Below are 17,101 nucleotides of genomic sequence, written 5' to 3'. Positions count from 1 at the left end.
CTTTCCCTTCCCCTGTTTCCATCACGCCCCCGCCATGACGACCGTCCACACTTCCTCCATCCAAAGCCTGCCCCTGCTCGCGCGCGGGAAGGTGCGCGACAACTATGCGGTCGGCACCGACCGCATCCTGATGGTCGCGAGCGACCGGCTCTCGGCCTTCGACGTGATCATGGGCGAACCCATCCCGGGCAAGGGCGTGCTGCTCACCCAGATGGCGCTGTGGTGGTTCGAGCGCCTGGGCCACCTGTGCCCCAACCACCTGACGGGCGAGGCGCCCGAGAGCGTGGTGACCGAGGCCGAGGTGCCGCAGGTCAAGGACCGCTCGATGCTGGTCAAGCGCCTGAAGCCGATCCCGGTCGAGGCGGTGGTGCGCGGCTACCTGGCCGGCAGCGGCTGGAAGGAATACCAGGAATCGCGCTCGGTCTGCGGCGTGCCGCTGCCCGAGGGCCTGCGCAACGCCAGCAAGCTGGCGCGCCCGATCTTCACGCCGGCGGCCAAGGCCGCCATGGGCGAGCACGACGAGAACATCAGCTACGACCGCGTGGTCGAGATGGTGGGCCCCACGCTGGCCCAGCAGATCCGCGACACCAGCATCGCGATCTACGAGACCGCGGCCCAGATCGCGCTGGCCAAGGGCATGATCATCGCCGACACCAAGTTCGAGTTCGGCCTGGACGAGGCCGGCACGCTGGTGCTGATGGACGAGGTGCTCACACCCGACAGCTCGCGCTACTGGCCGGTCGAGGGCTACGACGAGGCGCTGGCCAACGGCACCAACCCGCCGAGCTACGACAAGCAGTTCGTGCGCGACTGGCTCGAATCGACCAAGGTCAACGGCAAGCCCTGGGACAAGACCCCGCCCGCGCCGCGCCTGCCGGCCGAGATCACCGAGAAGACCGCGGCCAAGTACCGCGAAGCGCTGGACCGGCTGACCGCCGGCTGAGGAGGTTCGAGGCGGGCCGCGCTCAGCGGCTCTCGAGCACCGCGGTCGTGCGGCCGCTGCCGTCCAGCAGCGTGAGCCGGTTGCCGCCGGCCAGGCTGTACTGGGTGGTCGCCTTGATGGCGGCCAGGAAGTCGGTCTCGATGATGCTGCGCGTGTTGTCCAGGCAGGCCATGCGCGTGGCGGCCAGCTGCTCGATCTTCAGTGCATGCCCGGTGCGCTGGTAGCTGCCGGTCAGGCGGTTGCAGCCGCCCGAACCCGTGACCCGCGCGCCGTCGAACTGCAGCTGCGCGCCGCGTTGCGGGTCGGGGTCGACCGGCAGCGGCTGGCCGCCGATGCTGACCAAGCGCCAGGTGCGCGACTCGATCGGTTCGTCCAGGCTCACCGTGGTGCCGCAGGCCGCCAGCAGGGCGGCACCGGACAGGAGCAGTGCGGTCAGGGCGGTGGGCCGGACGAAGGGGCGCATGGGAGAGGTCCTTTCAGGAACAACGAGGGGCGGGAGGGCCTCAGCTCAGCACGACGCTGCTCAGGCGCCGGCGGTAGGTCGCCACCGTCGGATCGTCGGGCGGGATCTGTCCGTCGGCCACCTTGGGCTTGGGCGGCTCGATGAGTTCGAGCACCGCAATGTACGTCTTGCGCGCCAGATCCTCGTTCCAGGCCTTGTCGCGCATCAGGATTTCCAGCAGCTCGTCCATCGCGTCGGTCCAGCGCTGGCCGGCGATCAGCAGCTGCGCGCGGCCGAAGCGGGCCTCGAAGTCGCGCTTGACGGCCGCGATGCGGGCGTCGAAGTCGGCCAGTGACGGTGCCGGGCCGTGGACCGGCGCGGCGAAGTCGATCGCGTTCATCCAGCGCTGCAGCGCGTCGAAGCGGCGCACCGCGGGCGCCTTGGCGATCACCGGCGCGAAGGCCACCTTGGCGTCGTCGCCGCGGCCCAGTTGCAGCAGCAGCTTGACGTAGTCGAAGCGCGCGTCGTCGTTGGCCGGGTCGGTGGCCACCGCGTGCTGCAGTCTTTCGAGCGCGCCCTCGGTGTCGCCCTCGGCCAGCGCTTCCTGCGCGGCTTCCTCCTGGGCGGCGGCCTCGAGCTCTTCGGCGGCCGGCACGTGCTTGTCGAGGAATTCGCGGATCTTCTCGGCGGGGATGGCGCCGACGAAGCCGTCGACCGGCTGGCCGCCCACGAACATCACGCAGAAGGGGATGCTGCGCACGCCGAACATCTGCGACAGCTGGGTCGAGATCTGCGGCACCTTGTCGGCGTCGAGCTTGGCCAGCGTGAAGCGGCCGGCGTACTCGGTCTCGAGCTGTTCGAGCACCGGGCCCAGCTGTTTGCAGGGTCCGCACCATTCGGCCCAGATGTCGAGCAGCACCGGCGTGGTGGCCGAACCTTCGATCAGCGCGGTCTGGAAGTTTTCGAGGGTGATATCGATCATCGGATGCAGATGGAGGCAAAACGTAAAATTGCGACCATGAACCAAACTATTCAGGTCGGCGTGGTGATGGGATCGAACTCCGACTGGGAGACGATGCGTCACGCGGTCGAGATTCTCCAGCAATTCGGCATCGCCCACGAAGCACGGGTGGTCTCGGCCCACCGCATGCCGGACGAACTCTTCGCCTACGCCGAGAGCGCGGCCCCGCGCGGGCTGGCCGCGATCATCGCCGGCGCCGGCGGCGCGGCCCACCTGCCGGGCATGCTGGCGGCCAAGACCACGGTACCGGTGCTGGGCGTGCCGGTGGCCAGCCGCCACCTGCAGGGCGTCGATTCGCTCTACAGCATCGTGCAGATGCCCAAGGGCGTGCCGGTCGCGACCTTCGCCATCGGCAACGCCGGCGCGGCCAACGCGGCGCTGTTCGCGATCGCCATGCTGGCGGTGGGCAATCCGCGGCTGCGCACCCAGCTCGACACCTTCCGCACGGCCCAGACCGCGGCCGCCCAGGCCATGACGCTGCCGCCGCCCGAGGCCGGCGCGCCGGTGGCGCCGGCGGTGTCGCCCTTCTCGCCGCAGGGCGGGGGCGCGCTGTGAGCGACGCCGTCACGCCCTACCTGCGGCCCGGCAGCACGCTGGGCGTGCTCGGCGGCGGCCAGCTCGGCCGCATGTTCGCCCAGACGGCCCAGCGCATGGGCTACTTCACGGCGGTGCTCGACCCCGATGCCGACAGCCCGGCCGGCCGCGTGAGCCACCACCACGTCCACACCGACTACACCGACGTCGCGGGCCTGGCCCGGCTGGCCGGCCTGGCCGAGGCCATCACCACCGAATTCGAGAACGTGCCCGCGCCCTCGCTCGAGCACCTGGCCGCGGCACGGCCGGTGGCGCCCGGCGCGGCCGCCGTGGCGATCGCGCAGGACCGGATCCGCGAGAAGGCGCACTTCATCCGCTGCGGCGTGGCCTGCGCGCCGCACGCGGTGATCGAGACCGCCGCCCAGCTGGACGCGGTCGCCGACGAACTGCTGCCCGGCATCCTCAAGACCGCGCGCCTGGGCTACGACGGCAAGGGCCAGCAGCGCGTCGCCACGCGCGCGCAGCTGGCCGCCGCCTGGGAAGCCACCGGCGGCGTGCCCTGCGTGCTCGAGAAGCTGCTGCCGCTGGACTTCGAGTGCTCGGTGATCGTGGCCCGCGGCCACGACGGCCAGATGGTCCACCTGCCGCCCCAGCGCAACCTGCACCGCGACGGCATCCTGGCCGTGACCGAGGTGCACCCGGACAACATGCCGGCCGCGCTGGCCGAGCGCGCGATCGCCTCAACCCGCTCGATCGCCGAGGGCCTGGCCTACGTGGGCGTGCTGTGCGTCGAGTACTTCGTGCTGGCCGACGGCGCGATGGTGGTCAACGAGATGGCGCCGCGCCCGCACAACAGCGGCCACTGGTCGATGGACGCCAGCGACGTGTCGCAGTTCGAACTCCAGGTGCGCACCCTGGCCGGCCTGCCGCTGACCGCGCCGCGCCAGCACAGCCCGGCGCTGATGCTCAACCTGCTGGGCGACCTCTGGTTCGAGGACGGCGACGACGCCACGCCGACCGAGCCGCCCTGGGCCGACGTGCTGGCGCTGCCCGGCACCCACCTGCACCTCTACGGCAAGACCTCGGCGCGGCGCGGGCGCAAGATGGGCCACCTGAACATCACCGGCGCCGACATCGCCACGGTGCGCGCCACCGCCGACTTCGCCGCTGCGGTGCTGGGCCTGCCCATCCCGCTTTCGGAATGAACCCATGATCGTCGACGGCCATTCCCCCGACGCCATCGCCGCCGCGGCGGTGCAATTGCGCGCGGGCGGCCTGGTGGCCTTCCCGACCGAGACCGTCTACGGCCTGGGCGCCGACGCCGGCAGCGACGCGGCCGTGACCGGCATCTTCCGCGCCAAGGGCCGCCCGGCGGACCATCCGCTGATCGTCCACGTGCCGGCCGGCCCCAAGGGCACCGAGGCGCTGTCGTACTTCGCGCAGCCGCTGCCGGCCTTCGCCGAGAAGCTGGTGCTGGCCTTCTGGCCCGGCCCGCTGACCCTGATCGTCACCCGCCAGCCCGGCGTCGCCGCGGCCTCGGCCGGCGGGCAGGACACCATCGGCCTGCGCTGCCCCGCGCACCCGGTGGCGCAGGCGCTGCTCGAGGCCTGCGCCGCGCAGGGCGTGCTCGGCCTGTCCGGCCCCAGCGCCAACCGCTTCGGCCGCGTGAGCCCGACCACCGCGCAGCATGTGCATGCCGAGTTCGGCGAGACGCTGATGGTGGTCGACGGCGGCCCCTGCGCCGTGGGCATCGAATCGACCATCGTCGACTGCAGCCGCGGCGCCCCGGTGCTGCTGCGGCCCGGCGCGATCACCCGCGACCAGATCGAGGCCGCCTGCGGCGAAGCCCTGCGCGACAAGCACGACCTGGCCGCGCCCGACCCGCGCGCCTCGGGCACGCTGGCCGCGCACTATGCGCCCGAGGCCAAGCTGCGGCTGATGGACGCGCGGGCCCTGCAGGCCGCGCTCGACGTGCTCGGCGCCCAGGCCGCGCACATCGCCGTCTGGTCGCGCACGCCGCTCAAGCACCGCTCGCAGCGGGTGGTGCAGCGGCGCATGCCCGACGACGCGGCGGCCGCGGCCCAGCAGCTGTTCGCGGTGCTGCGCGAGTTCGACACCGAGGGCGTCAAGCTGATCTGGGTCGAGACCCCGCCCGACACGCCCGAGTGGGAAGGGGTGAAGGATCGGCTGCAGCGCGCCGCAGCCGCCTGATCCTCAACTGCCCGCGGCCAGCACGCCCTGGAAGAAGCCGCGGGCCGTGGCCAGGCAGAAGGGCGGCACCAGCGAGCCGTGGTAGGCCAGCGTGACCGCCTGGGCCTTGTCGCTCGGCGTGCCCGGCGTGTTCGCCGCCAGCGAGGCCTTGGCCTGCGCGAAGCCGGCGCGCGCGGACGCGTAGGCGTCGCTCGCGGCCGAGTCCTCCAGGTCCACCATCGTCAGCGCAGCGGCCGGCACGCCCTTGGCGAGGAAATAGCCGAGCGTCGCGCGGGTGCTCACGAAGTTCACCGTCGGGTCGTTGGCGCCGCCGCACATCAGCACCGGCTTGGTCGGCGTCCAGTTGCGCAGGTCGTTCGCCACCGCCGCCTTGCGGAAGCCCGTGGACGGCGTGCAGCCCAGCGGTGTCGCCGTGCCCAGCGACGCCGGCGTGGCCGGCAGCGCATTGCCGGGGCAGGGGTTGGCCTGGATGTCGCCGGCCGCCAGCGTCAGGTAGCTCTGGCGCACCAGGTTGTTGGCGCCGTAGAAGATCGAGAGCTGGGCGTTGAGCGGCCCCGGCATGGCGCCGGCCGGGAACAGCGCCAGCTGCGGCAGCTTGCCCGAGGTGAACAGCGTGTCGGGCGACAGGCTGGGCAGCAGGGTGTCGATGCCGGTGGCATAGGCCGATTCGTAGACGTCGGCGGGGGTGGTGTAGACGTTGCCGAACTGCTGCTGCCAGCTGGTCGTCAGCAGCGGCACGAACAGCGTCGCGCCCAGCGCCGGCCAGCCCTGGAAGGTGTAGTCGGTCAGCAGGCTGATGGCCGAGGGCGCCGACAGCGGGGCCGAGGCCGTCACCGCCTGGCCCGTGGCCTGCAGCTCGCGGTGGGCCGCCATGGCCACGTAGCCGCCCTGCGAGTAGCCGCTGACGAACAGCGTGCCGGCATCGCTGGCGCCGATGGTGGCGAAGGTCTTGCGGGCGGCGGTGAGCGCATCCACCATGTCCTTGCCCTGCTGGTCGCCGTCGAGGTAGGGGTGGTAGGGCAGCGTCGACTTGTCGTAGCCCGCGTAGTTGGGCGCCACCACGATGAAGCCCTGGGCCGCGAAGGTGGCGGCGACCAGCAGGCCTTCGCCGGCCGCGGCCTGGGTGCTGTCGGTCCACTTGGCGAGGTTGTAGTTGCGGTCCGCCGTGGTGCCGTGCGCATAGAGCAGCACCGGCCGCTTGCCGCTGCAGGCCGCGTCGGTGCCCGTGGGCACCATCACCGCGGCGGTGGCGTTGGTGGCTTCGTTCTTGGCGCCGATGGTGCGGTACTCGAGGTAGCGCGTGTCGACGCCGCACTTGGGGGTGCCCGCCACCTGCAGCACCGCGCCGCCCTGGGCACTGCCCTGCAGGCTGGCCGTGAAGTCGGCGGCCGAGAGCTTGGCGGCCTGTTCGGGCGGGGCGACCACCGAGCCCCGGCCCGTGTCGGCGACGGGCGGCGGTGCGGGCGCCGGCGCGGGCGGGGGGGCCGGCGGCGTCACGACGACGCTGCTGTCCCCGTCGCTGCCGCCGCAGGCCGCGAGCAGCAGCGCGAGGCCCGCGAGGGCCGCTGCGTGGCGCAGCGGGGTGGAGAGATGTTGTTTTTGCACGGTGTGTCTCCTGCGTTGAAGGGAATCGAACGACCGTCCGATTCTGTTCAGCGCTCCACGCCCGATGCAATGGGGTTTGCCTGCGCCGGTGGCGCGGCGCCCCGGCTCAGTTGTCCTGCGTCGCCCAGTCCACCAGCGCGTCGAAGGCGGGCCGTGCCGCGGCCGCGTTGCCGTGGTTGGCGATCGCCACCAGCACGTAGCGCCGTCCGCTGGCGCCGTGCACGTAGCCGGCCACGCCGGCCGCGTCGCGCAGCGTGCCGGTCTTGAGATGCGCCGCGCCGCCCGAACGCAGTGCCCGCCTGCGCAGGGTCCCGTCCACGCCCGAGGCCGGCAGCGAGGACATCAGCTCGGGCATCACCGGCGAGCGCCAGGCCACCTGCAACATCTTGGCCAGCGCCGCGGCGCTGATGCGCTCGTCGCGCGACAGCCCCGAGCCGTTGTCGAACACCGGCTGGCCCTCGCCGGTGCCGATGCGGTCGTTCCACCATTGGCGGATCGCGCTGCGCGAGGCCTCGAGCGAGCCGCGCTTCTTCTGCTGCAGGCCCAGCGTGAGGAACAGCTGCTGCGCCATCACGTTGTTGCTGTACTTGTTGATGTCGCGGATCACCTCGGCCAGCGGCGGCGAGCTGAGCTCGAAGGCCGGCTTGAGCTCGGGCGGCACGCGCCCGTCGCGCACCTGGCCCTTGAGGGGATGGCCCATCTCGGTCCAGAGGCCGCCGATCGCGCGCGCCGCGTAGCGGCCCGGGTCGGCATAGGCCACGGCCCAGCTCTTCTCGCCGCAGGCCGCCGGGTAGCTGCCGCTGAAGCCCATGCGTGCCGGGTCGGCCACCTCGGCGCCGATCGTCGTGCGCCAGTCTCCGCATTCGCCGGCCGACAGCGGCAGCGTGGACTGCATCGCCACGCCGAGCAGCGGCGGGTCGAAGCTCACCTGCGCGGTCGAGTTCGCGCGGTTGGGCTGGAAGCTCATGACCACCGACTTGAAGTTGACCAGCAGCGCGTCGGGCGCCGCGTTGTAGGGGCGCAGGCCCTCGCCGTCGAAGGCCGCGGGGTCGGCCTCGGGCGTGTCGAAGGCGCTGCGGTCGAGCACGATGTCGCCGGCGATGCTCTGGATGCCCAGGCCCTGCACCCGCCGCATCAGCAGCCACAGCCGCTCGATCACCAGCTTGGGATCGCCCTGGCCGCGGATGTAGAGGTTGCCCTCGAGCACGCCGTTGCGGACCGGGCCGTCGATGTAGACCGGCGTGTTCCAGGTGTAGGCCGGCCCCAGCAGGTCGAGCCCGGCGTAGGTGGTGACCAGCTTCATGATCGAGGCCGGGTTCACCGGCACCTGGGTGCGCCAGGCCAGGCGCGGCGGCCGCACGCCGTCGGCGTCGGCCACCAGTAAGGTCACGGCCTCGCGCGGCACCTTGGCCCGCGCCAGCGCGGCCTCGACCTCGGGCGGCAGCGCCTGGGCGGCGGCGGCCAGGGGCAACAAGGCGGCGAGGGTGGCGAGGCAGAGGGCGGAGCGGGCGCGGGGCAGGACGGGACGAGGCATCGGTCCATTATCCCGGCGGGCCGGCGCCGCTTGCCCCCATGGCGGCGGCCGCGGCGCGGCACCGGGATAATCGGGGGATGCCTGCCGCCTTCCGACCTCCTGCTTTCACGACCGACGCGGCCCATGGCTGACAAGCTGCTCGCCTTCGACACCAGCACCGACACGCTGAGCGTGGCCGTGCGCCACGGCGCGCGCGTGTTCGCCCACAGCGGCGCGGGCGGCGCGCAGGCCTCGGCCACCTTGATCCCGCTGATCCGCCAATTGCTGGCCGACGCCGGCCTGGCGCTGGCCGACCTCGACGCCATCGCCTTCGGCCGTGGCCCCGGCTCCTTCACCGGCCTGCGCACCGCCTGCGCCGTGGCGCAGGGCCTGGGCTTCGGCGCCGGCGTGCCGCTGCTGCCGGTCGACACGCTGCAGGCCGTGGCCGAGGAGGCCCGCCACCGTTTCGGCGCGCAGCGCGTGGTGGCGCTGCTCGATGCCCGCATGGACCAGGTCTATGCGGCGCGCTACGACGTCGACGCGCCCATCGATGCCCCGGTCGAAGCGGAACTGCTGGCGCCCGAGGCGGTGGCCGTGCCCGCGGGCTGGGTGCTGGCCGGCAACGCCTTCGCGGCCTACGGCGAGCGCCTGCCGGCGGTCACGCGCCACGAAGTGCTGCCCACCGCCGAGGCCCTGCTGCGGCTCGCGCCGGCGCTGCTGGCGGCCGGCCGCGCGGTCGCGCCGGCCGATGCCGCACCGCTCTACGTTCGCGATAAAGTGGCGCAGACCACCGAAGAACGCGCGGCCCTCAAGGCCGCGCAGCAGCAAGCCACGCCCACGCCATGAGTGCCGTCCTGCAGCCCCTCGAAGCCCGCTTCGACGACATGAGCGTCGAGCGGCTGCCGGCGGTCTGCGCGATCGAGAAGCGGGCCTACACCCACCCCTGGACCCACGCCAACTTCATCGACTCGATGGCCGCGGGCTACCGCTGCCAGCTGCTGATGGGCGGCGACACCGTGATCGGCTACTTCGTGGCCATGAAGGGGGTCGACGAGGTGCACCTGCTCAACATCACGGTGGCGCCCGAGTTCCAGCGCCAGGGCTGGGCCCTGCTGATGCTCGAGGCGCTGGCCGGCTGGTCGCGCGGCCAGAAGGCGCAATGGCTGTGGCTCGAGGTGCGCGTGAGCAACGCGCGCGCGCTGCACATCTACGAACACCACGGCTTTCGCCGCGTCGGCGTGCGCAAGGGCTACTACCCGGCCTTCGGCGGCCGCGAGGACGCGGTGGTGATGAGCCTGCGCCTCGACGAACCCACGAGCGCCTGGGGCGGACTGACGGCATGAACACAGGATCGACGATGAACCTCGATGCGCGCCAGCGCGCCATGCTCGACGAAATGGGCATCAAGGTCTGGTGGCCCAGCGCCGCGCCGGCCGTGGTCGAGGCCGCGCCCGCCGCCGTGGCCGAGGTGCCGGCACCCGCCCGCGCCGTGCGCGAAGCCCCGGCGCCGATGGCCGCACCGGTCGCGCCGCCGGCCCCGGTGCGTGCACCGGCCGTGCAGGCCCCGGCCCCGGCCGCCGCACCGGCCGCGCGCCCCCACGGCGCCGCCGTGCTGGTCGAGGCGCCGCGGCTGCTGCATGGCGGCGTGGCCTCGCCGGGCGGCGGCTGGCTCATCGTGGCCGACATGCCGCCCGAGGCCGACGGCCGCCACGGCGAACCCTTCGCGGGCGACGCCGGCCGGCTGCTCGACAACATGCTGCGCGCGCTGCAGCTGCAGGGCGGCGAGCGGCCGGTGCACCTGATGCGCACCCACCGCGGCGTCGCCTCCGGCCGCGACGGCAGCCCGGAGCCCCTGGACCACAGCTTCGCCGCCCACGCGCAGGCCCTCGCCCCGCGCGTGGTGCTGGCCATGGGCCCGCTGGCCGCGCAGAGCCTGCTGCAAAGCAGCGACCCGCTGGGCAGGCTGCGCGGCCGTGCCGTGCCCATGGCGGCCTGGGGCGGCCTACCCGTGGTGGCCACCTACCACCCGGCCTACCTGCTGCGCAACCCGGCCGACAAGGCCCGCGCCTGGGCCGATCTCTGCCTGGCGGCGGCGCAGCTGGCGCAGGCCTGAACGACGAAGGCGACACGGCCTGCGCCGTGTCGCCTTCCGGACCGATGCCGGGCGCTCAGCGCGGCGTCAGAATTTCCACAGCAGATTGGCCCGCACGCCGTGGTCTTCCACGCCGCTGCCGACCTGGCCGCTGTACGACACGCCCAGCGTCAGGTTGCGCTGCAGGGCGAAGTCGAGGCCGGCTTCCAGCACCGCCACGTCCTTGCCGATCGGCACGCCGGCCACGTTGAAGGCCGAGGAGCCCGCGAAGGCGGCCGACGACGTCGGCGTGGTGTCGCCGAAGGCATGGCGCCAGCCGACCATGCCGCGCAGCGTCGCCTGCAGGCCGCCCAGGGCGACCGCGTTACTGGCGCGCAGGCCCAGGGTGCTGAAGCTGGTGCTGGTGGTGTCGCCGGCCACGCCGAGCGCGGCCGCGCCGCCGGATTCGGTGAAGCCGTCGGTCTTCAGCCGCACATGCGCCAGGCCCGCGAAGGGCTCCAGCAGGCCGCCGCCGGCCGGCAGGGCCCAGCCCAGCTCGCCGAAGACCTGCAGCGCCTTGGCGTCGTAGTCGCCCTTGAGCCGGTCGGAGAAGCCGGTGAAGCCGACCTGGCGCTGCGTCTCGACCTGGCTGAGGCTGTAGCTGGCGCCGGCGCGCAGGCCCAGCGCACCCCACTGCTTGGCGCCGTAGGCTCCCAGGTGGTAGGTGTCGCTGTCGGCCGAGGAGGCGCGCGCGGCCAGCGCGGTGCGCCCGCGGGTGTAGCCGCCGATCACGCCCACGCGGGCGTCGCTGCCCAGCGCGGTGTCGGCGCCGACCAGCAGGCCGGTGGTGTCGCGGTCGATGCTGCCCGCATTGCCGTCGCTGGCGTTGCTGCCCAGCGAGCGCAGCGCGCGCACCCAGAGGCCGCCGCGGCCCGCCAGGTCGTCGGCCGCGGCCACGCCGCCCAGCGACTGGCGCGCGCGGTCGAGGCCGGCCTCGCGCACGAAGCGGCTGTCCTCGATGGCGGCCGACTTGACCGAGGCGTGCAGTTCGCCCGAGAGCTGGTCGAAGGCGCTGCGCGCGGTCGGCGCGTCGAGCTGCACCACCGCGTTGTAGAGCGCGCCGGTGCGCACGCTGTCGATCGCGCCGCCGCTGGCGCGCTGGTTGGCCGTGACGCCGACGCTGTCGAAGCGCAGGTCGTTGCGCGTCAGGCCCAGCAGCACGTCCTGCGCGGTGTAGCTCAGCACCGGCGTGAGGAAGGCGAAGTTCGAGGACACGCCGCCGAAGGTGCCCACGCGCGATCCGGCACTGAGGATGGTGTAGCGCGTCACGGGGTTCCAGCTGCCGTCGGCTGCCAGCACGACCACCGAGGCGCCGCCCAGCGTGGCGGTGCCGCTCACGCGGATCAGGTCGCTGCGGCCATCGGCCGCGGCCTGCACCTGGTACTTGGCCTTGGCGTCGAAGCGCAGGTCGCCGTTGATCTGGAGCGTGCCGATGCCGCTGCCGGCGGGCGCCACCGTCGAGTCGGCCAGCAGCGTGGTGCTGCCCAGCGTGCCCGTGCCCTGGAGCGTGGCGCCGCTGCCGATGCTGGTGCTGCCGCCGAGCACGCTGTCGATCAGCAGCGTGCCGCCGAGGATCTGCGTGCTGCCGGTGAAGGCCGAGCCGTCGCCGGTATAGCGCACCACGCCGGCGCCCGTCTTGCTCAGGTTGCCGCTGCCCGACAGCGCATTGGCCAGCGTGCCGTCGCTCGCCTGGTCGATCACCAGCGCCGCGTTGTCGACGATCGCGCCGGTGCCGAAGCTGTTCACATGGCCCACCAGCGTGCCGCCGCTGATGGTGGTGCCGCCGGCGTAGGTGTTGGTGCCGGTCAGCGTGAGCGTGCCGGTGCCGGTCTTGACCAGCGCGCCGCCGGTGGCGGTGCCGGCGATCACGCCACCGATGGTGGTGTTGGTGTTCAGGCCGCCCAAGGTCAGGGTCTTGTTGCCCAGCCGCACACGGCCGTCGCCCTGCAGCGAACCGATGGCGACGCCAGGCAAGGTCATGGAGCGGATGTCGACGGTGCCGCCGGCCTGGTTGATCACGGTGGCGGTGGCGCCCGAGCTGTTGTCCCAGAACCCGACGCTGCCGCCGGCTTCGTTGGTCAGCGTGGCATTGCCGGCCGAGCTGCTGTCCCAGAACAGGGTTTCGCTGCCGGCCTTGTTGAGGATCTGCGCCGTGCCGGCCGTGGTGTTTTGCCAGAACACGGTACCGCCGCCGCCGCTGTTCGTGATGCGCGCGCTGCCCGCATTTGCGTTGTCGCGCAGTTCGAACGAACCCTGGTTGTTCACCGTGGCGTTGCCGACCGAGCTGTTGTCGACGAACTGCAGGAAGCCCTGGTTGATGCCCGCTTCCGGCACCGGCCGTGCCGCCACGTTGATCACCAGGTCGCCGGCGCTGGTGTTGCTGTCGAAGCGCAAGCCGCCGTTGGCATTGACCGCCACGGGGCCGCTGCCCAGCGCGCCCGTCGTACCGACGGCGATCATGCCGCCATTGACAGTGGTGCCGCCGGTGTAGGTGTTGATGCCGGTCAGCGTGGTGGTGCCGGTGCCGATCTTCACCAGCACGCCGCCGTTCCCCGAGATCACGCCGCCGATGGTGGTGTCGGTGTTCAGGCCGCCGAGGGTCAGCTGACGGTCTCCCAGCAGGATGCGGCCATCGCCCTGCAGCGAGCCGATGGCGACGCCAGGCAAGGTCATGGAGTGGATGTCGACGGTACCGCCGGCCTTGTTGATCACCGTGGCGTTGTCGCCCGAACTCTCCTGCCAGAACCCGACGGTGCCGCCGGCTTCGTTGGTCAGCGTGGCGTGGTCCGCGGAGCTCTGGTCCCAGAACAGCGTTTCGCCGCCGGCCGTGTTGACGATCTGTGCCGTACCGGCCTTGGTGATGCCCCAGAACACCGTGCCGCCGCGACCGCTGTTGGTGATGCTGGCGCTTTCTGCGCTGGCGTTGTCGCGCAGTTCCAGGTCGCCCTGGTTGTTGACTGTGGACCGGCCCATCGAACTGTTGCCGGTGAACTGCAGGAAGCCCTGGTTGATGCCGGCTTCCGGCACGGGCCGCGGCGCCACGGTGATGACCAGGTTCTCCGCATTGGCGCTGCCTTCGAAGCGCAGGCCGCCGCCGGCATGGACCGCCACGGGCCCGTTGCCGAGCGCGCCCGTCACGCCCGCCGCGATCATGCCGCCGTCGATCGTGGTGCCGCCGGTGTAGGTGTTGATACCGGTCAGCGTGGTGGTGCCGGTGCCGATCTTCACCAGCGCGCCGCCGTTCCCCGAGATCACGCCACCGATGGTGGTGTCGGTGTTCAGGCCGCCGAAGGTCAGGGCCTTGCTGCCCAGCCGCACGCGGCCGTCGCCCTGCAGCGAGCCGATGGCGACACCAGGCAAGGTCATGGAGCGGATGTCGACCGTGCCGCCGGCCTTGTTGATCACGGTGGCGGCGGCGCCCGAGCTGTTATCCCAGAATTCGACGGTGCCGCCGGCTTCGTTGGTCAGCGTGGCGTTGCCAGCCGAGCTGTCGTACCAGAACAGGGTTTCGCCGCCGGCCTTGTTGAGGATCTGCGCCGTGCCGGCCGTGGTGTTTTCCCAGAACACGGTACCGCCGCCGCCGCTGTTCGTGATGCGCGCGCTGCCCGCATTTGCGTTGTCGCGCAATTCGACGGAGCCCTGGTTGTTCACCGTGGCGTTGCCGACCGAACTGTTGTCCTTGAACTGCAGGAAGCCGCTGTTGATGCCGGCCTCGGGCACGGGCCGCGGCGCCACGTTGATCACCAGGCCGTCGGCGCTGTCGCTGCCGGTGAAGACCTGGTCGGTTCCGGCCAGCACGTCCACCGGGCCGGCCGCCCGGGCATGGCCCGCGCCCATCGCCGCCAACGCCAGCAAGCAGGCACCCGCCAGCGCGGACAGCCTGGCGCCGGAATGGCTGCCCAGGGCCGTGGCCGAGGCGCTGGCGTCGGCGCCGCCGCGTCCGCCCGAAGCGACTTCGGACACGGCCTGGCAGACGTTGAGCGCGCGGTTGAGGACGGTGCGATGGATGCGGTTCATAGGTCGGAAACTTCCATTTGTCTCACAAAAGGAAATAATTGTGACTTATTGATACGTTTGGGCGCCAGAGGGTCTGCCCCAAAAGAGGGCGTCATTTCTGCCAACTGATGGTGAAAATCCGCCACGAGGCGCGCGGCCCGCCTGCCGTGGCGGGCTCGAAGGCGGCGTGCGTGCCGGCCGGGCGCCGGGGGCATGCCACCGGGCACCTAAAATTCCCGCCATGACTTTCATCGAACAACTGCGCGCCGCGGAACTGCAGAACCGCTCTCTCCTGTGCGTGGGGCTCGATCCCGAACCGACCCGCTTCCCGGCCCGCCTCAAGGGCGACGCCAACAAGATCTACGATTTCTGCGCCCGCATCGTGGACGCGACTGCCGACCTGGCGATCGCCTTCAAGCCGCAGATCGCCTACTTCGCGGCCCACCGCGCCGAGGGCCAGCTGGAGCGGCTGATGGAGCACATCCGCCGCGTCGCGCCGCAGGTGCCGATCATCCTGGACGCCAAGCGCGGCGACATCGGCTCCACCGCCGAGCAGTATGCGATCGAGGCCTTCGAGCGCTACGGCGCGGACGCCGTCACGCTGTCGCCCTTCATGGGCTTCGACTCGGTCGCTCCCTACCTCAAGTACCAGGGCAAGGGCGCCTTCCTGCTGTGCCGCACCAGCAACCCGGGCGGTGCCGACCTGCAAGGCCAGCGCCTGGCCAGCGTCGAGGGCGAGCCCCTGCTGTACGAGCATGTCGCGCGGCTCGCGCAGGGCCCGTGGAACCTCAACGGCCAGCTCGGCCTGGTGGTGGGCGCCACCTACCCGGCCGAGATCGAGCGCGTGCGCGAGCTCGCGCCCACCGTGCCGCTGCTGATCCCCGGCGTCGGCGCCCAGGGTGGCGATGCGGTCGCGACGGTGCGTGCCGGCTGGCGCGCCGACGCGCCGATCATCGTCAACTCCTCGCGCGCGATCTGCTACGCCTCGGACGGCGACGATTTCGCCGACGCGGCCCGGCGCGAGGCGATGCGCACCCGCGACGGGCTCGAGGCCGCCAAGGGCTGAACGCCGTTTCCAGCGCCGGCGCACACCCGTTGCGCCGCCTGCCGTTTCTCCAAAAAAAGCGTTATGTCAGAATGAATATAACGCTTACAGGAGACCGATGACATGCGCTGGGCCCCTTCCCTGATTTCCGGCGTCGCTGCGGCGATCGTGCTGTTGCTGGCGGGTTGCGGCGGTGGGGGCAGCGGAGGGTTTCCGGCCGCACCCGAGCAGACGGCACCCCCTCCCACGACGACGCCGACCCCCGACCCCGTGCCGGTTCCGGAGCCGGTCCCCGCGGCCAGCTTCCAGCTCGGCGGCGCGGTCGACCATCCGGCCAGGCTCGACGTGGCGGCGCTGTCGGCGCGCCCCGCGGTCCCGCAGTCGGTGGCCTACAGCAGCGGCAGCGGCGCCCAGACGCGCAGCTACGTCGGCGCCGACCTGTGGTCGCTGCTGGTCGATGCCGGCCTGCAGGCCGACCGGGCGCGCAAGAACGACCTGCTGAGCCGCTACGTGCTCGCCACCGGCGCCGACGGCTACAAGGTGGTCTTCGCGCTGGGCGAGCTGAACCCCGATTTCGGCCTCAAGGGCAGCACGGTCGCGTACGCCGACACCGGCGCGGGCACCGCGGCGCCGCTGAGCGCGGCCGACGGTCCCTTCCGCGTCACGGCCCCAGGCGACGTCAAGGGCGGGCGCTACGTGTCGAACCTGGTGCGCCTGGACGTGGCCGCGTCGGCGGCGACGGCGGTCGGCAGCGGCGGTGGCACCTCGAGCGGCTTCGCGGTGTCCGGCGCGGTCGCCGGCGCGCCGGTGCGCTTCGACCTGGCGGCCCTGCAGGCACTGGCGCCCACGACGCAGGTCGTGGGCACCGACACCTACGTCGGCGTGAGCCTCTGGACGCTGCTGAACAACACCCTCGGCCTGAGCGTGCCGCCGGGCTCGAAGAACGCGTCGCTCGCGATGTACGCGGTGGCCACCGGCAGCGACGGCTACCGCGCGACGGTGTCGCTGGGCGAGATCGATCCGGGCTTCGGCAACAAGCCGGCGCTGGTGGCCTACGAACTCAACGGCGCGCCGCTGGGTGCCAGGGGCGTCGCGCGGCTGGTGGTGCCGGGCGACCTCAAGGCCAGCCGTTCGGTCTCGAACCTGGTGGCGATCGAGGTGTTCGCGGCGCCGTCCGCGCCCTGAGCCGCGCCGCGGTGCCGCCGGGGCGGCGGGCGGAGTAACCTCGGCGCCACGCCGACGAAACCTGCCCCGCGCCCATGTCCACTTCGCCTTCCTCCGCACCGCCTGCCCGGCCCGAGTTCCGCTTTCGCATGCGCATCACGGTGGGCGACGCCATCGCGATCGGCCCCGGCAAGGTGCAACTGCTCGAGGCGATCCTGGAGACCGGCTCGCTGACCGCGGCCGCCAAGCGCATCGACATGTCCTATCGCCGGGCCTGGGTGCTGGTCAACGAGCTCAACACCGCCCTGAAGACGCCGGCGGTCGAGTCCGGCAAGGGCGGCGGCAACGGCGGCGGCAGCATCCTGACGCCGGTGGGCCTGCAGGTGATCGAGCACTACCGCGCCATCGAGGCCCGGGCCGCGGCGGCCTGCGCGGCGGAGATCCGCTCGCTCACCGCGCTGTTCGGCCCCGACAAGGGCTGAGGCGAGGCGCCGGC

Annotated in this window: 15 protein-coding genes; 10 read left to right on the top strand and 5 right to left on the bottom strand. The window is 72.3% G+C overall.

Annotation, left to right across the window (positions count from 1 at the left end):
- The first annotated feature begins 34 nt into the window (after positions 1-34).
- A complete protein-coding gene (locus QTI20_RS26090) occupies positions 35-943 on the top strand; it encodes a phosphoribosylaminoimidazolesuccinocarboxamide synthase (protein ID WP_286555519.1) in 909 nt (302 codons plus the stop codon).
- Positions 944-965: 22 nt separating this feature from the next.
- Here QTI20_RS26090 and QTI20_RS26085 read toward each other — a convergent pair whose 3' ends face one another.
- Both QTI20_RS26085 and QTI20_RS26080 read right to left on the bottom strand, forming a co-directional pair.
- Positions 966-1,406 carry an META domain-containing protein gene (locus QTI20_RS26085; RefSeq protein WP_183025258.1) on the bottom strand — a complete coding sequence of 147 codons (441 nt, stop codon included), beginning with the start codon at positions 1,404-1,406 and terminating at the stop codon, positions 966-968.
- Between the two features lie 40 nt (positions 1,407-1,446).
- Complete coding sequence (locus QTI20_RS26080) at positions 1,447-2,367, bottom strand: tetratricopeptide repeat protein (protein WP_286555521.1); 921 nt, start codon at positions 2,365-2,367, stop codon at positions 1,447-1,449.
- 36 nt (positions 2,368-2,403) lie between these two features.
- Between QTI20_RS26080 and purE the strand changes: the two genes are divergently transcribed.
- The 3 genes from purE to QTI20_RS26065 are packed head-to-tail and all read left to right on the top strand — an operon-like array spanning position 2,404 to position 5,151.
- Complete coding sequence (purE, locus tag QTI20_RS26075; RefSeq protein ID WP_183025256.1) at positions 2,404-2,961, top strand: 5-(carboxyamino)imidazole ribonucleotide mutase; 558 nt, start codon at positions 2,404-2,406, stop codon at positions 2,959-2,961.
- The gene (locus QTI20_RS26070) at positions 2,958-4,145 is read left to right on the top strand and encodes a 5-(carboxyamino)imidazole ribonucleotide synthase (RefSeq protein ID WP_286555523.1); all 1,188 of its coding nucleotides are present in this window, start codon (positions 2,958-2,960) and stop codon (positions 4,143-4,145) included. The genes purE and QTI20_RS26070 overlap by 4 nt, the downstream gene beginning before the upstream one ends.
- 4 nt (positions 4,146-4,149) lie before the next feature.
- A complete protein-coding gene (locus QTI20_RS26065; RefSeq protein WP_286555525.1) occupies positions 4,150-5,151 on the top strand; it encodes an L-threonylcarbamoyladenylate synthase in 1,002 nt (333 codons plus the stop codon).
- 3 nt (positions 5,152-5,154) lie between these two features.
- Here the strand turns inward: QTI20_RS26065 and QTI20_RS26060 are convergent, their stop codons facing one another.
- Positions 5,155-6,756, bottom strand: coding sequence for an alpha/beta hydrolase family protein (locus QTI20_RS26060; RefSeq protein ID WP_286555527.1), 1,602 nt, complete (start codon positions 6,754-6,756; stop codon positions 5,155-5,157).
- Positions 6,757-6,862: 106 nt separating this feature from the next.
- Positions 6,863-8,290 carry a D-alanyl-D-alanine carboxypeptidase/D-alanyl-D-alanine endopeptidase gene (gene dacB, locus QTI20_RS26055; RefSeq protein WP_286555528.1) on the bottom strand — a complete coding sequence of 476 codons (1,428 nt, stop codon included), beginning with the start codon at positions 8,288-8,290 and terminating at the stop codon, positions 6,863-6,865.
- Positions 8,291-8,413: 123 nt separating this feature from the next.
- Here dacB and tsaB point away from each other — a divergent pair, with 123 nt between their 5' ends.
- The 3 genes from tsaB to QTI20_RS26040 are packed head-to-tail and all read left to right on the top strand — an operon-like array spanning position 8,414 to position 10,382.
- Positions 8,414-9,115, top strand: coding sequence for a tRNA (adenosine(37)-N6)-threonylcarbamoyltransferase complex dimerization subunit type 1 TsaB (gene tsaB / locus QTI20_RS26050; RefSeq protein ID WP_286555530.1), 702 nt, complete (start codon positions 8,414-8,416; stop codon positions 9,113-9,115).
- Entirely contained in the window at positions 9,112-9,612 is a 501-nt protein-coding gene (gene rimI, locus QTI20_RS26045) for a ribosomal protein S18-alanine N-acetyltransferase (protein WP_286555532.1), read from the top strand. Before tsaB ends, rimI begins: the two co-directional genes overlap by 4 nt.
- Entirely contained in the window at positions 9,609-10,382 is a 774-nt protein-coding gene (locus QTI20_RS26040; RefSeq protein ID WP_286555533.1) for a uracil-DNA glycosylase, read from the top strand. The genes rimI and QTI20_RS26040 overlap by 4 nt, the downstream gene beginning before the upstream one ends.
- Positions 10,383-10,448: 66 nt before the next feature.
- Here the strand turns inward: QTI20_RS26040 and QTI20_RS26035 are convergent, their stop codons facing one another.
- Positions 10,449-14,417 carry an autotransporter domain-containing protein gene (locus tag QTI20_RS26035; RefSeq protein WP_286555535.1) on the bottom strand — a complete coding sequence of 1,323 codons (3,969 nt, stop codon included), beginning with the start codon at positions 14,415-14,417 and terminating at the stop codon, positions 10,449-10,451.
- A gap of 220 nt (positions 14,418-14,637) precedes the next feature.
- On the opposite strand from QTI20_RS26035, the gene pyrF reads away from it, so the two are divergent.
- The 3 genes from pyrF (at position 14,638) to QTI20_RS26020 (ending at position 17,087) form a co-directional block, all read left to right on the top strand.
- Entirely contained in the window at positions 14,638-15,462 is an 825-nt protein-coding gene (pyrF, locus tag QTI20_RS26030) for an orotidine-5'-phosphate decarboxylase (RefSeq protein ID WP_183025248.1), read from the top strand.
- Positions 15,463-15,711: 249 nt separating this feature from the next.
- Complete coding sequence (locus QTI20_RS26025; RefSeq protein ID WP_286574304.1) at positions 15,712-16,626, top strand: molybdopterin-dependent oxidoreductase; 915 nt, start codon at positions 15,712-15,714, stop codon at positions 16,624-16,626.
- Between the two features lie 74 nt (positions 16,627-16,700).
- Positions 16,701-17,087: a winged helix-turn-helix domain-containing protein gene (locus QTI20_RS26020; protein ID WP_286555539.1), complete on the top strand. Its 387-nt coding sequence runs from the start codon at positions 16,701-16,703 to the stop codon at positions 17,085-17,087.
- The last annotated feature ends 14 nt before the right edge of the window (positions 17,088-17,101 follow it).

It is taken from the genome of Variovorax sp. J2P1-31, assembly GCF_030317215.1.
Lineage (GTDB): Bacteria > Pseudomonadota > Gammaproteobacteria > Burkholderiales > Burkholderiaceae_C > Variovorax.
The sequence above is the reverse complement of the archived record's forward strand: the minus strand, read 5'-3'. Positions and strand labels throughout refer to the sequence as shown.

Coding starts and splice junctions, on each gene's coding strand:
- QTI20_RS26090 (WP_286555519.1), top strand. CDS start 35: ATGACGACCGTCCACACTTCCTCCATCCAAAGCCTGCCCCTGCTCGCG.
- QTI20_RS26085 (WP_183025258.1), bottom strand. CDS start 1,406: ATGCGCCCCTTCGTCCGGCCCACCGCCCTGACCGCACTGCTCCTGTCC.
- QTI20_RS26080 (WP_286555521.1), bottom strand. CDS start 2,367: ATGATCGATATCACCCTCGAAAACTTCCAGACCGCGCTGATCGAAGGT.
- purE (WP_183025256.1), top strand. CDS start 2,404: ATGAACCAAACTATTCAGGTCGGCGTGGTGATGGGATCGAACTCCGAC.
- QTI20_RS26065 (WP_286555525.1), top strand. CDS start 4,150: ATGATCGTCGACGGCCATTCCCCCGACGCCATCGCCGCCGCGGCGGTG.
- dacB (WP_286555528.1), bottom strand. CDS start 8,290: ATGCCTCGTCCCGTCCTGCCCCGCGCCCGCTCCGCCCTCTGCCTCGCC.
- tsaB (WP_286555530.1), top strand. CDS start 8,414: ATGGCTGACAAGCTGCTCGCCTTCGACACCAGCACCGACACGCTGAGC.
- rimI (WP_286555532.1), top strand. CDS start 9,112: ATGAGTGCCGTCCTGCAGCCCCTCGAAGCCCGCTTCGACGACATGAGC.
- QTI20_RS26040 (WP_286555533.1), top strand. CDS start 9,609: ATGAACACAGGATCGACGATGAACCTCGATGCGCGCCAGCGCGCCATG.
- QTI20_RS26035 (WP_286555535.1), bottom strand. CDS start 14,417: ATGAACCGCATCCATCGCACCGTCCTCAACCGCGCGCTCAACGTCTGC.
- pyrF (WP_183025248.1), top strand. CDS start 14,638: ATGACTTTCATCGAACAACTGCGCGCCGCGGAACTGCAGAACCGCTCT.
- QTI20_RS26020 (WP_286555539.1), top strand. CDS start 16,701: ATGTCCACTTCGCCTTCCTCCGCACCGCCTGCCCGGCCCGAGTTCCGC.